This is a genomic window from Ornithinibacillus xuwenensis (assembly GCF_039614845.1).
In the GTDB taxonomy this organism is placed as follows: domain Bacteria; phylum Bacillota; class Bacilli; order Bacillales; family Amphibacillaceae; genus Ornithinibacillus; species Ornithinibacillus xuwenensis.
The window spans coordinates 584,238-597,078 of the sequence record NZ_JBDIML010000002.1 but is presented as its reverse complement, the minus strand read 5'-3'; the positions used below and the strand labels follow the sequence as shown (position 1 = coordinate 597,078).

Here is a 12,841-nt window from a genome sequence, read left to right as displayed (position 1 = left end):
GATCAAGCTATTCCTTTATATACTTAGTCGCAGCCTTCTGTAAACGATTCATAATCGCCTGTCCAATTCCAATTTCAGGATACGTTTCACATAGTATAATATCTACTTCACCTTGTTTAAACCTACGTAGCCCTTCATAAAGATTAGCCGCGATATCCTCCAGAGACTCGCCTAGGGAAATTTTTTCCGCACCTTCAATTTTCTCTATTGTATCCCTACTTGCTAGAACACCAACTCGCTCCCCTTTTGTTGCCAATTGTTCGACGACTTGTTGTACTTTTTCAGAGCCACCTTCCAATAACCACATTGGAACTTCAGGTGCATAATGTGTGTATTTCATCCCAGGAGCTTTCGGTTTATCTGTGGAATCTGTGCTCGCCAGTGCTGGGTCTACTATTACCTTCCCAACAACTTCCTCTAGCTCTTCTCTAGAAATTCCTCCTGGTCTAAGAATGACTGGAATAGCTTGTGTACAGTCAATAACTGTAGATTCCACACCTACACCTGTTGGTCCACCATCTACTAGACCAGCGATTCTTCCTTTAAGATCTTCCCAAACATGATTTGCTGTTGTTGGACTTGGTTTTCCTGATAAATTTGCGCTTGGTGCAGCGACTGGAATATTACAGGTTTTCAATAGGGCGATTGCAACTGGATGACTAGGAATTCTCACACCCACTGTCGATAAACCCGCTGTAACGTTTTCGGCACAGCTTCCATTACTAGTTAGAACATATGTAATCGGTCCTGGTGAGAATGTATCAATTAACTTATACACATAATCTGGAACATCCTCTACTAAATCTAATAGCTGTTCCTTTGTCGCAACATGTGCAATGAGTGGATTATCCTGTGGACGACCCTTTGCATGGAAGATTTCGGCTACGGCATTTTTATTCGTAGCATCTGCTCCTAATCCATACACTGTCTCTGTAGGAAAAGCAACTGTCCCACCAGCTTTTAATATTTCTGCTGCCTCAAGTAACATTGCCTCATTTAATTTTCCGTTCTTCTCCAATTTCCATCGTTTGGTTTCAGTCATGAAAACTCCCTCTTTTCTTCACTCATTTTATCTGATAGATATCGCATACGCAAAATATTTAGTTATCCACAAACAAAATAAAAAAATCTGCAGAATTATCCACAGATTTTTAATAAAAACCATTTATTTAGGAGGTTATCCACTTGTTATGCACAGGAAATTTAATTATATACAACTTATCCACAAGTTGCATTGCCAATTCTGTGTATTACTAGAATAACTATTTACGAAACATCATATGCCCACCAATTTCCTTCTTTTCGACTAAAGTTATTCACTGTAATTGCTTCTTTCTGTGGATGGAATTGCAAAGCATCTAATAAAATATCCACAACCGGTTGATGACTATGTACATAAAGCTTTTTTGCTTCCATACCTTTTACCATGACAATAATGGTTTCCAGTAATACCGGAAGATTTTGGGCTGCTTCTTTTGCTATATAAAGCTGCTTTAACCAATAGGAGCCATCTTCTAATGTGGATAGGACAAAGCATCCCTTAATTTGTTCATTTACCTCTACTACGTAGCCATCTTTTAAGAGGCTATCTTTATTAATGTGTTCTGTTGTTCGTAGAAATTCTTCTACCTTCTCAATTGGCATTTGACTTGCTACAGTTAGTTTCATTTTTTCCCCACCTCTATTATTATTGATAGAAAACGACAGCTAAATATGGATTCAACATTAACGATGCAAAGTTTGTGTTACTCTCGCTTTTCTATCATTTTATGCAGGTTTAGGAAATCTATGACAATCCTAACCATTCAAATAGGAAAAATTTTATCTGAAGTCCTTCTGATTCTTCTTTTTCTACTTCATCCTCAAAACCGCCAGGACTGGCTTCAGCAACACTTATACCGTTTGCAAAATCCAAGAAGCAAAGTGGCGGGAATAATACACACCACCAATTAGAACCATTCCCTTCACCAATGGTTATTAAAATGGCCTCATACTCTCCTGCTGGATATAAATACGATCCATAAATCTTCGTTGGAAAACTTACACTATCGTTGTATTCCACATCGAAATCTCTATCTTCACCAGCATCCTGTAAGGTCTGTTTCACAATGCTATTAATTTCAGGAACTCTACTCTCTAATAATTCGCGAGCCTTATTAATATCCGTAATTTCAGCTACCCACTCTGTTATAGCTTCATTAACCTTATCTCGCACTAATTTTTTGATTCGTTGGTCTTCCTCACTATCACTATTTGCAAGAATTCGAAGACGAATAGCATCATCCGGAATTACTTCATAATCATCCGTATTATTTTCATTTCCTTGTCCTTTAGTTGGCAAAGATAATGCAATCATTATTATCATGATAATTACTATAAAAACTAGTTTCTTCATCGATCCTGCCCCCCGTTCTTTGATTTACTCACAGTATGGACAGGGAACAATTTATTTAAACTAGTAAACTATTATTTTTTTGCAATTCTAGTAATCAAGCGTAGCTACTATTTGCCTTGAAAAAGCTATAGTTTCTATGCGAATCGTTTCCCTTAGGTTAAAAATATTTTCTTAATAGTTACTAAGTCTTTTTTATTTGCACATTACTGTACTAATAACCATCTATTGATCTGGAATGGAGAGCTTAAAACAAAAAAATGCACTAGCTCTATATCACAGAATAGAACTAGCACATATTTTGTTAGCCAAGAACAAGCCCCATAAAGAACGGCGAAATAATTAATAATATTGAGACACTAATTAATGTCTTTGTTACTGACTTTGGCAGCTTTACACAGCCTGTACCCTTGTACCATCCAGAGAACTGAAGTTTATTACGGTATAGAACAAAAAGTAATACTAAAATTGCCAGAGCCCCTAACCAAGCATAGGACTGTGTTGTTTGATTAATTGTATAGAGGTTTTGAATAATTGCCCCACCTAAGCTTCCTAGAATTGCAAATATAAAAATAATGCGAAGTAATTCTAATAGAATTCTCATTATTATTCTCCTATATAATTTAATGAAACTGAATATGCCTTTACAAATGAAGCTACCATCTTCAATTAGTGACTACGATATAATTTCTTCAGCAACACGTTATTTCCAACTATCCCAATTCCTCCCGTTAAGACAAATACAATTGGCACCATTACTAGTACAGCGGCAGATGGCAATTCGAATAATAGCCTGTATAAGCCAAAAAGACAGATCATAACTGAACCGATTAACGCAATAATTGCTCTTGTTTTTTTGCCCATAAAGCACCTATCCTTACATGATTATTCTTATTCCTTCTTTCGTTTAAAGATTAACTCAAAGAAAGAAGGTGTCCCATAGCCTTTTAATCCTGGTGCAAAGATTTGCACTAACTCCCATCCTTCTCTTTCATGCTCAATTATCACTTCATGATAATCTTCTTCTGGGTTTAATTTAAATGATGATAAATTGATTTTAACAAATTTATGTTCATACACTCTAATAACCTCCAATATCGTGATAATTTCATTACGTATCTTCATGCTAATAGGTTTCAATGCCATTTAAGCCAAGTATTACTGTCTTTCATCTAAATACTGTTTATATGCCATTTGAACTTTATCTTCCTTAGGCAATGCTTTGGAAAGTCTTTTATGTATATCATTAAGTAAGTATAGGCCTCGAAACAAGCAGCCCACAATTATTCCAAAAGCGAGAAGGGCACCTATAAATGGTCCAAACCAGGATAACAAATATCCTAATACCAAGCTCAAAATGATTGCTATAAGCAAATACATGGAATCCCCCCTAGATTACACTAACAATAAATTCAATCCTTATAGATAAATGTTAACATATCCTGATGGGTAATAAAATTGAGGAAAACAAAAAGCACAGCGATTTGGTATCACATCCCAAAGGATAGAATTTAAGCTCTTGTGATGTGGCACCAAGTCTGTGCTTATTAGAAATATAGTTAGATCGCATATTAAGTTGTTAAATTAGAGGCAGAAACAATTCGATCTTTTCCATTGATATCTTTTATAACCGTTACGTTACTACTTGGATAAATTCCCCTGATCAATTCGGATACTGCATGCCCTTGCAAATGACCAATTTCAAATGCCATATGACCTCCTATACGGATAGCTCCAAGGCTTTGAGCAACGATTTTTTTATAAGCAGCTAAACCGTTATCCTCAGCAAATAGTGCTAGCTCGGGATCATAGTTTACGACTGTATCTGCGAGGGTTTTTTGCTCTTCTTCTGCGATATAAGGTGGATTGGAAACTGCGATATCAGCTTTTAGATTCCTTTCTACAAAAGGCTGAAGAAAATCTCCTTCGAGAAAATTCACATTCGCATGTAGTGCTTCAGCATTGCGCTTTGCAACCTCTAATGCTTTTTCCGAAATATCAATTGCATATACAGTTGCATTTGGGATTTCTAGTGCTAATGTTATCGCAATAATCCCGCTTCCTGTACCAATATCCACTATGGTTACTGGACTGTTCTTCTCTATTTGATTTATCACATGAAGCACTAACTCTTCCGTTTCAGGACGTGGAATTAATACATGCTCATTAACTTGAAACTTCCTACCATAGAATAGTTCATATCCCATTAAATGTTGAATCGGTATACCTGTCTTCACATGCTTTTCGATATCAGCACGAAATTTTTCCACGATGCTTGCTGGAATACCCTCGCGCATCTGTGCAAAGAAATCGGTCCTTGATACATTTAGATGATATTGAAGTAAGAGCTCTGCAACTCTTACTTCACGATTATTTTTTTCTAAAAAAAGAGAAGCCCACTGAAGGACTTCGTATTGTTTTTGTGTCATATTACTCACCAATTTGTTCCAGTTTTTTCGCTTGTTCTTCCATCACTAATGCATCGATAACCTCATTAAGCTTTCCTTCTAATATCTGGTCAAGCTTCTGAATTGTTAGACCTATACGATGGTCTGTTACACGATTTTGTGGGAAGTTATAGGTACGAATACGTTCAGAACGATCCCCTGTTCCAACTGCTGATTTACGTGTTTCATCATATTCAGCCTGTGCTTCCTGCTGGAATTTATCATATACCCGTGCACGAAGAATTTTCATCGCTTTTTCTTTATTCTTAATTTGTGACTTTTCATCCTGCATGGACACCACGATACCAGTTGGCATGTGGGTCAAACGAACAGCAGACATTGTCGTATTAACACTCTGTCCTCCAGGGCCACTTGATGCAAATGTATCCACGCGTATATCTTTTTCATGGATTTCAACCTCAACCTCTTCTGCTTCCGGTAGAACCGCAACAGTTGCAGTTGATGTATGGATACGACCACCTGATTCTGTCTCAGGGACACGTTGCACACGATGGGCTCCATTTTCATACTTTAGCTTGGAATATGCGCCATTTCCTTTAACCATGAAAATGATCTCCTTATATCCACCAACACCAGTCGTATGTGCTTCCATCACTTCTGTCTTCCAGCCCTGACTTTCCACATATCGAGAATACATACGATATAAGTCGCCAGCAAATAAAGCTGCCTCATCTCCACCAGCAGCACCACGAACCTCCACGAAAACATCCTTATCATCATTCGGATCCTTCGGTAAAAGAAGAATTTTCATTCGTTCTTCCAATTCCGCTTTCGATGCGCTCAGTTCTGAGATTTCGGACTTCACCATATCATGCATTTCTTGATCAAGATCGTCCTCCAGCATTTCCTTCGCATCTTTCAGCTGTTCTGTTACATCTTTATACTCACGATATGCCTGGACAACGTCTTCAAGCCCTGCCTGTTCCTTAGAATACTCACGCAATTTATTCGTATCACTAATTACTTCCGGATCACTTAGTAATTCATTCAATTTATTATAACGATCTTCCAATGATTGCAAACGATCTATCATCACGGTCACCTCTCTGTCGATTAACAGTATAATTATAGTATACTCGGGGGTAGAGGTCAAAATTCTTTTGGTGAGTGGGTTGGCGCTGGGGAGTGGGCTAACCTTTATCGTGGAGTAAATAGCTGAGGATGTCTAAACAGAAGGAAACTTTTTTATCAGCGGAAGTTACGCCATATATCAGCGGTGTTACGCCATATATCAGCGAATATTCATATATATCAGCGGTTTTCTTATTATATCAGCGTATAAAACAATTTATCAGCGGTTCTCTTATTTATATCAGCGAATCAACCATTTAAAGCATATAGATGCTCCCTTTATTTCGGCCCATTTGTTTATAACCACTCATCTGCAGTATCCTTTTGGTTACGTGTGAAGAAGTAATATAAAGAAAGCTCCTAGCATCCTGATTCGTTATCGAGTGGTTAATCAAATATTTATAATCAAGCAATGCTGCTTCGTGTGCATCAATAGAAGTATGTTTACAATGTGGGCATTGCCATTTTTGTTTGTGCCTAATCATAGGTAATTCACCACACCCTGGACAAATAACGCCTTTCAATATATCACACTTTAAGACATTGTATTTTTCTAATACACTCTTCTCATATTGCTGATGTGACTCTATTAACTTTCTCGATATATTACTTAGTTCTTGTTGACTAAAAATCGAATTAGTATAATGTTTATCGAGCTCTTGAATTATCGGGAATAATTGATTATTGTGAATAACTTTTTCAGGGATGGAATATGGTGGAATAGCTTTTAGTATCGTAGTTGGAAAACTAATTACTATAAAAAAATCTAGAGGAGTATTCATAATTCCGCTTTTATTTAACCATCTTTTCAGCCTATACTGCTGGAGTTTTGCCTGAGGCAATGGATTCGGAAACCCTTCTTCACGTCCATCATCACCAATTCGGATTACTTGTCCATTTTCTCCAAATAAAATTGAACCGTACCAATTTTTAATTTCTAATATTAAGCAGAATTTCTCAGATATTATTAGCGTGTCAATTTGGAAAAAACCTTGTTCATCCTTAAGTCTTAAATCATGTAAAATCAAGTATTGGTTCTCATCTAAAAAACTTAGAGGAAATTCGATTTCCTTTTCACCTCTAGATTGCCTTCTTCTTTTTTTGTATTCAATTAATACTTCGCCTTTTTTAGGGTGTGTGTCAGGCAACCTATTTAATAATGCGTGTAGCTGTAGTAATTCGACTAATTCACCTCGTTGTTTTGTAATCACTTATTTATCACCTCTCCTCCATTAATAAACTTCTTTATCCAGTGCTAATAATCCTCTATTACTGTAAAAATTGCATATTAAGTTTATTTTTTATCTGAAAATATAATTTTGGACAGATGGATGGATAATCAATAGCAACAATCTAATTCATTTATCAGCGGTTTCATTTCATTTATCAGCGAATTTATATTTTTATCAGCGTTCATTTATATTTATCAGCGAATTGCAGTTTATATCAGCGAATAAAACAATTTATCAGCGAATCGCCTATTTCAACAAACAAAAAAACGCCCTCTCTCGGGCGTATTAATCTGCGACGTTCATCAGCTTGCGCATGCTAGTGCTTGTTGGGCGGTTTGGGACGTCATGGTGGTGGCGGCATCTTGGTTCATAGGATTCAGATGCACCAACTAGAATAATTGGGTCGTTATAGGATGCAGGTTGTCCATTAATCAAGCGTTGTGTACGACTTGCGGGAGATCCGCAGATTGGACAGATTGCATTTAGTTTTGTAACAGATTCTGCTAGGGCCATTAGTTCTGGCATCGGGCCGAATGGTTCGCCACGGAAATCGAGATCCAGTCCGGCTGCAATTACACGGATACCTTTATCTGCTAATTTCTCAGCTACATAGACGATATCTTCATCGAAGAATTGGGCCTCGTCAATTCCGACGATATCGACATTTTCATCAACATTTTCTAAAATATCCGCGGAGCTATCAATAGGACGCGCCATGATGGAATTTCCATTATGGGATACAACAGATTCATCGTCATAGCGATTGTCAATAGCAGGCTTGAATACTCTGATAGTTTGGTTTGCATAGGTTGCTCTGCGTACTCTTCTAATTAGTTCCTCGGATTTACCAGAAAACATGCTGCCACAGATAACCTCTAGCCAGCCACTTTGATTCATAACATACATGTATCGGGATCTCCCTTCATTTCTACTATGTTTTATGTGAAAAATAATGGTATAAGTTCGAATTTTTTTAAATAAAAAACAGGCAAAGTATTAGACAATTTGCCTGTTTCCTATCGGCATGAGTAAACTCACCCTATACGTATCATCTGGCTAGGTTGCGAAATAGCAACAACATGCCAACTTATTTCATATTATATTTCTTCTTGAAGCGATCTACACGTCCACCAACAGTGTCAGCTTTTTGTTTACCAGTGTAGAAAGGATGTGATTCTGAGCTGATCTCAACACGAATTAGTGGGTATGTGTTACCATCTTCCCATTCGATTGTTTCTTCTGAGCTCTTTGTTGATCCGCTTAAGAATTTAAAGTCAGAGCTTGTATCTAAGAATACAACTTTCTTGTAATCTGGATGAATGTCCTTTTTCATATCTTTCCACTCCTTCTGCCCTGAATCCTTTGGAAACAGAGTTATTTTAAGAGCCGTCATAGGTATGTTACCTTTTCTAAACTCACTAAAAAATTATAACAGTGTGTGCTTCTGTTTGCAATAGCTATTCCGTTAAATATAGAGAATTTATTTCTTGTAGCTAGTATAACTATCTATTTGTACGTTTACGATTCATTTCCTCTTCCATCTTTTGTAAAAATTCCTCATTATTTTCAGATGCCTTCAGTCTTCTTAAAAAGCGCTCAAGGAAATCAGGTGTATCCTGCATCGTTTTACGAATTGCCCACATCTTATCTAATTGTCCTTTATCAACGAGTAGCTCTTCTTTACGAGTTCCGGAACGTAAAATATCAATCGCAGGGAATATTCTACGGTTTGCAAGATTTCGGTCTAAATGTAATTCCATATTACCGGTACCTTTAAATTCCTCATAAATAACATCATCCATACGTGAACCAGTATCAACTAGTGCTGTCGCAAGGATTGTAAAGCTACCGCCTTCTTCAATATTTCTTGCTGCACCGAAAAAGCGTTTTGGACGGTGGAATGCGGCAGGATCAATACCACCAGATAATGTACGACCACTAGGTGGGATAACCAAGTTATATGCTCGTGCCAGCCTTGTGATACTGTCCATTAACACGATTACATCTCGCTTATGCTCTACAAGACGCATAGCACGCTCTAGAACTAGTTCAGACACTTTGATGTGATTCTCTGGAACCTCATCAAATGTTGAGCTTACGACATCAACATCTGGATGGACAGAACGTTCGATATCGGTTACTTCTTCTGGACGCTCATCTACTAACAAAATAATTAACTTTGCTTCGGGATGATTGATGGAAATACTATTCGCAATCTCCTTTAAAAGCATTGTTTTACCAGCCTTTGGTGGTGCTACAATTAATCCACGCTGTCCAAAACCAACTGGAGCCATAAAATCCATAATTCTTGTAGATAGCTTGTTCGACTTGGTTTCTAGCTTCATGATGCGATCCGGATATAAAGCCGTTAATGCAGGAAAGTGCACTCGCTCTTTTGATGAATCAGGATCTTCACCATTAACAGCATCTACATGAAGTAGCCCATAATAGCGTTCATTTTCTTTTGGAGGACGAACCTTACCGGATACTTTATCCCCATTTCGCAAATCAAATCTACGTATTTGGGAAGCTGAAATATAAATATCCTCCGCACTCGCAGAATAATTAATAGGTCTTAAAAATCCAAATCCCTCTGATGGTATGATTTCTAAAACACCATCCATGAATAAGAAGCCATCTTTCTCCGCTTGCGCTTTTAGTATTGAAAATATTAGTTCTTTTTTGGTTAGCTTCGCATAATACGATACTTTATATTCTCTTGCTAGCGCATAAATTTCTTTTAAAGTTAATTCCTCAAGTTTGCTTAACGTTAGTTCAGCCATTTTCACCACGCCTATTCCTTAAACATATTTACTATTTTGATAGATACATCACCGACATTATGTAATACACACACGTACAGCAAGGAATCCTAATAACACTATAAAGATTGATAAGGCTTATCTGATTAGTTGATATGAGATATTACTTCCTGATGAGATTTCATTTGTAGAAGGGAAGAATATTTATAGAAGCTAGAATAGAAGTTTTATGGGTAGCTCAAGATTAACAGTACCCATCGTATTTACTTTATATGTTTATATTAACCAAACAATTCTTATCTTAAACATTTACAATGTTAAACGTTTTAATAGGAATATTCAACACTTTTTTGAAGACAGTACCTAAATAGAGGGGTTGGAAAACATTGGTATTATAATTCCTGTTACAACAACAATGTTCTCCAATTATAGTATTATAAGTAGGTTATTCTGGTTTTATTACTAAATTCGGCTTTTTCTTTAAGCTGTGTTCACCATCGATAAAGCGAACCGTACCGCTTTTTGCTCGCATAACTACGGTTTGCGTTTTGGCTTTTTGCCCTTTAAATTGAACACCCTTTAGAAGCTCGCCATCTGTCACTCCTGTAGCAGCAAATATTGCATCGTCACCACCACAAAAGTCATCCATATAAAAAATCTTATTGATATCACCGATGCCCATTTTCTTACAACGTGCAATTTCTTCGTCATTTTGTGGAACAAGCTGTCCTTGCATTTCTCCACCTAGACATTTAAGTGCAATGGCTGCAATAACACCCTCCGGTGCGCCACCAATACCCATAAATAAATCAACACCAGTTTCGTCAAAAGCAGTATTGATTGCTGCGGCAACATCACCGTCTTGTATTAATTTAATTCTCGCACCTGCTTCACGAATTTCATCCATTACTTTATGGTGTCTTGGACGGTCCATAATAATGACAACGAGATCTTCTATATCTTTATTCTTTGCCTTTGCTACGGCCTTTAAATTATCTATTGTTGGTGCATTAATATCAATTTTGCCAACAGCTTCTGGTCCAACAGCGATTTTCTTCATGTACATATCAGGAGCATGAAGCACTTGATTATGATCACCTATTGCAATTACTGCAAGGGCATTCGTTGTTCCTCTAGCAACTATATTCGTACCTTCTAATGGGTCTACTGCAATATCCACTAGAGGTCCTGTACCAGTTCCAAGCTTCTCACCAATGTATAGCATTGGTGCTTCATCCATCTCGCCTTCTCCGATGACAACAGTTCCCCGCATCGGAATAGTATCAAAAACATCACGCATTGCAGTGGTAGCAGCATCATCTGCTTCTTCTTTCTTTCCTCTTCCCATCCAGCGGGCAGAAGAAAGTGCTGCAGCCTCTGTAACGCGTACGATTTCCATTGTTAAACTTCTTTCCATAATTTCCATCTCCCTTTATTAAATAACCTCATCCCAAAAAGCCTATTTATTAAAAGCAGACGGGTCCATCTATGGAATGATCCAGAACCCATTTAGGAGTTCTGAAATTGTAAGACTTCTTCCTCTGACATATCTTCTCGCCATACATTTGCACCAAGGCTATTTAATTTCTCTGTCATGTTCTCATAGCCCCGATCAATATGCTCTAAGCCGGTAATTTCGGTAATACCATTAGCCATTAGTCCCGCAATAACCAGTGCAGCACCTGCACGTAGATCACTTGCTTTTACTCTGGCACCTTCAAGCTGTGCTGGACCTGAAACAATCACAGATCCACCTTCTACTTTAACGGTAGCATTCATTCTTCTAAGCTCATCAATATGCTTTAGACGTGCTGAATAGATGGTATCGGTTACGACACCAGTATTATGTGCTTTTGTCAAAAGACTGGTAAATGGCTGTTGAAGATCTGTTGGAAAGCCTGGATAAACCAATGTTTTAATGTCCACGCTTTTGAGTGGGTTTTTTCTTGCTGCAATGTATAGTTGGTCATCTGAATCCTCTACGGTGATACCCATTTCTCTTAGTTTCGCTAAAAGTGATTCTAAGTGCTGTGGAATGACATTATCAATAATTACTTCATTACCAGCTGCAGCGGAGGCAATCGCATATGTTCCAGCCTCGATACGATCTGGAATTATTGTATGACGGCATCCATGTAAGGAAGGCACTCCTTCAATCCGAATTACGTCTGTTCCAACACCTTTTATTTTCGCTCCCATATTGGTTAACAATGTGGCAACATCAATTATCTCTGGCTCTTTCGCTGCATTTTCAATAATGGTCTTACCCTTTGCTCGAACAGCTGCAAGCATGATATTAATCGTGGCGCCTACACTAACAACATCTAGATAAATTCTGGCACCGGTTAATTCTTTCGCCCGAAGATAAATCGCACCTTGCTCATTGGTTACTTCTGCACCTAATGCTTCAAAGCCCTTAATATGCTGGTCAATTGGACGTGGCCCTAAGAAACAGCCTCCTGGTAGTCCAATTACTGCCTTTTTAAATTTACCTAGCATTGCACCCATAAAATAATAGGATGCCCTAAGCTTTTTCACTTTTCCATTTGGTAATGGCATGGAAATCATATTTTCCGGATTAATATGAATGGTTTGTCCATCCCACGACACATTTCCACCGATTTCCTCTAATAAATCACTTAGTGTATATACATCCGAAATCTCTGGCAGTCCTTCTATTGTAACCTCCGAGTCAGCCAAAATTGCTGCTGGCAAGAGTGCTACTGCACTGTTTTTTGCTCCACTGATGCGTACCTTTCCATTTAAGACATGACCGCCTTCAACTATCATTTTTTGCATATCAAAACCCCGCTTTATGAGGTTGTTCAAATTTTATTTGAACACACATTTTTAAAATTATTCTAGCCTTTATTACTTTCATATTGGCTTGTAATCATCTTGTTCATAGTTTGGTCA

15 protein-coding genes are annotated in these 12,841 nt (G+C 37.7%); all 15 read right to left on the bottom strand.

What is annotated here, in order from left to right; genetic code table 11:
• Nucleotides 1–7: 7 nt before the first annotated feature.
• Nucleotides 8–1,042: an L-threonylcarbamoyladenylate synthase gene (locus tag ABC228_RS08770; protein WP_345824740.1), complete on the bottom strand. Its 1,035-nt coding sequence runs from the start codon at nucleotides 1,040–1,042 to the stop codon at nucleotides 8–10.
• A gap of 224 nt (nucleotides 1,043–1,266) precedes the next feature.
• Nucleotides 1,267–1,668, bottom strand: a complete 402-nt coding sequence (locus ABC228_RS08765) for a GNAT family N-acetyltransferase (protein WP_345824739.1) — start codon at nucleotides 1,666–1,668, stop codon at nucleotides 1,267–1,269.
• Nucleotides 1,669–1,786: 118 nt separating this feature from the next.
• Nucleotides 1,787–2,395, bottom strand: coding sequence for a stage II sporulation protein R (spoIIR, locus tag ABC228_RS08760; RefSeq protein ID WP_345824738.1), 609 nt, complete (start codon nucleotides 2,393–2,395; stop codon nucleotides 1,787–1,789).
• 301 nt (nucleotides 2,396–2,696) lie between these two features.
• Nucleotides 2,697–2,996, bottom strand: coding sequence for a hypothetical protein (locus tag ABC228_RS08755; protein WP_345824737.1), 300 nt, complete (start codon nucleotides 2,994–2,996; stop codon nucleotides 2,697–2,699).
• Nucleotides 2,997–3,061: 65 nt separating this feature from the next.
• On the bottom strand, nucleotides 3,062–3,256 hold the full coding sequence (locus ABC228_RS08750) for a hypothetical protein (RefSeq protein WP_345824736.1): 195 nt from the start codon (nucleotides 3,254–3,256) through the stop codon (nucleotides 3,062–3,064).
• A gap of 27 nt (nucleotides 3,257–3,283) precedes the next feature.
• On the bottom strand, nucleotides 3,284–3,472 hold the full coding sequence (locus tag ABC228_RS08745; protein WP_345824735.1) for a DUF4177 domain-containing protein: 189 nt from the start codon (nucleotides 3,470–3,472) through the stop codon (nucleotides 3,284–3,286).
• 78 nt (nucleotides 3,473–3,550) lie between these two features.
• Entirely contained in the window at nucleotides 3,551–3,772 is a 222-nt protein-coding gene (locus ABC228_RS08740; RefSeq protein ID WP_345824734.1) for a hypothetical protein, read from the bottom strand.
• 191 nt (nucleotides 3,773–3,963) lie between these two features.
• Nucleotides 3,964–4,821, bottom strand: a complete 858-nt coding sequence (gene prmC / locus ABC228_RS08735; protein ID WP_345824733.1) for a peptide chain release factor N(5)-glutamine methyltransferase — start codon at nucleotides 4,819–4,821, stop codon at nucleotides 3,964–3,966.
• Nucleotide 4,822: 1 nt separating this feature from the next.
• Nucleotides 4,823–5,893 (bottom strand): peptide chain release factor 1, encoded by a 1,071-nt coding sequence (prfA, locus tag ABC228_RS08730; protein ID WP_345824732.1) that lies wholly within the window; start codon nucleotides 5,891–5,893, stop codon nucleotides 4,823–4,825.
• 295 nt (nucleotides 5,894–6,188) lie between these two features.
• Nucleotides 6,189–7,142 carry an NERD domain-containing protein gene (locus tag ABC228_RS08725; RefSeq protein ID WP_345824731.1) on the bottom strand — a complete coding sequence of 318 codons (954 nt, stop codon included), beginning with the start codon at nucleotides 7,140–7,142 and terminating at the stop codon, nucleotides 6,189–6,191.
• A 306-nt stretch (nucleotides 7,143–7,448) separates the two neighbouring features.
• On the bottom strand, nucleotides 7,449–8,069 hold the full coding sequence (locus ABC228_RS08720; protein ID WP_345824730.1) for a thymidine kinase: 621 nt from the start codon (nucleotides 8,067–8,069) through the stop codon (nucleotides 7,449–7,451).
• A 181-nt stretch (nucleotides 8,070–8,250) separates the two neighbouring features.
• Entirely contained in the window at nucleotides 8,251–8,496 is a 246-nt protein-coding gene (locus ABC228_RS08715) for a type B 50S ribosomal protein L31 (RefSeq protein WP_345824729.1), read from the bottom strand.
• A gap of 169 nt (nucleotides 8,497–8,665) precedes the next feature.
• Complete coding sequence (rho, locus tag ABC228_RS08710) at nucleotides 8,666–9,946, bottom strand: transcription termination factor Rho (RefSeq protein ID WP_345824728.1); 1,281 nt, start codon at nucleotides 9,944–9,946, stop codon at nucleotides 8,666–8,668.
• Nucleotides 9,947–10,370: 424 nt separating this feature from the next.
• Nucleotides 10,371–11,342: a class II fructose-bisphosphatase gene (gene glpX, locus ABC228_RS08705; protein WP_345824727.1), complete on the bottom strand. Its 972-nt coding sequence runs from the start codon at nucleotides 11,340–11,342 to the stop codon at nucleotides 10,371–10,373.
• Between the two features lie 92 nt (nucleotides 11,343–11,434).
• Nucleotides 11,435–12,724 (bottom strand): UDP-N-acetylglucosamine 1-carboxyvinyltransferase, encoded by a 1,290-nt coding sequence (murA, locus tag ABC228_RS08700; protein WP_345824726.1) that lies wholly within the window; start codon nucleotides 12,722–12,724, stop codon nucleotides 11,435–11,437.
• Nucleotides 12,725–12,841: the final 117 nt, after the last annotated feature.

What these genes read in the sequence shown, in the direction of transcription:
- ABC228_RS08755 (WP_345824737.1), bottom strand. Translation starts at nt 2,996, where the DNA reads ATGAGAATTCTATTAGAATTACTTCGCATTATTTTTATATTTGCAATT.
- glpX (WP_345824727.1), bottom strand. Translation starts at nt 11,342, where the DNA reads ATGGAAAGAAGTTTAACAATGGAAATCGTACGCGTTACAGAGGCTGCA.
- ABC228_RS08715 (WP_345824729.1), bottom strand. Translation starts at nt 8,496, where the DNA reads ATGAAAAAGGACATTCATCCAGATTACAAGAAAGTTGTATTCTTAGAT.
- murA (WP_345824726.1), bottom strand. Translation starts at nt 12,724, where the DNA reads ATGCAAAAAATGATAGTTGAAGGCGGTCATGTCTTAAATGGAAAGGTA.
- ABC228_RS08740 (WP_345824734.1), bottom strand. Translation starts at nt 3,772, where the DNA reads ATGTATTTGCTTATAGCAATCATTTTGAGCTTGGTATTAGGATATTTG.
- rho (WP_345824728.1), bottom strand. Translation starts at nt 9,946, where the DNA reads ATGGCTGAACTAACGTTAAGCAAACTTGAGGAATTAACTTTAAAAGAA.
- ABC228_RS08720 (WP_345824730.1), bottom strand. Translation starts at nt 8,069, where the DNA reads ATGTATGTTATGAATCAAAGTGGCTGGCTAGAGGTTATCTGTGGCAGC.
- spoIIR (WP_345824738.1), bottom strand. Translation starts at nt 2,395, where the DNA reads ATGAAGAAACTAGTTTTTATAGTAATTATCATGATAATAATGATTGCA.
- ABC228_RS08770 (WP_345824740.1), bottom strand. Translation starts at nt 1,042, where the DNA reads ATGACTGAAACCAAACGATGGAAATTGGAGAAGAACGGAAAATTAAAT.
- ABC228_RS08765 (WP_345824739.1), bottom strand. Translation starts at nt 1,668, where the DNA reads ATGAAACTAACTGTAGCAAGTCAAATGCCAATTGAGAAGGTAGAAGAA.
- prfA (WP_345824732.1), bottom strand. Translation starts at nt 5,893, where the DNA reads ATGATAGATCGTTTGCAATCATTGGAAGATCGTTATAATAAATTGAAT.
- prmC (WP_345824733.1), bottom strand. Translation starts at nt 4,821, where the DNA reads ATGACACAAAAACAATACGAAGTCCTTCAGTGGGCTTCTCTTTTTTTA.
- ABC228_RS08750 (WP_345824736.1), bottom strand. Translation starts at nt 3,256, where the DNA reads ATGGGCAAAAAAACAAGAGCAATTATTGCGTTAATCGGTTCAGTTATG.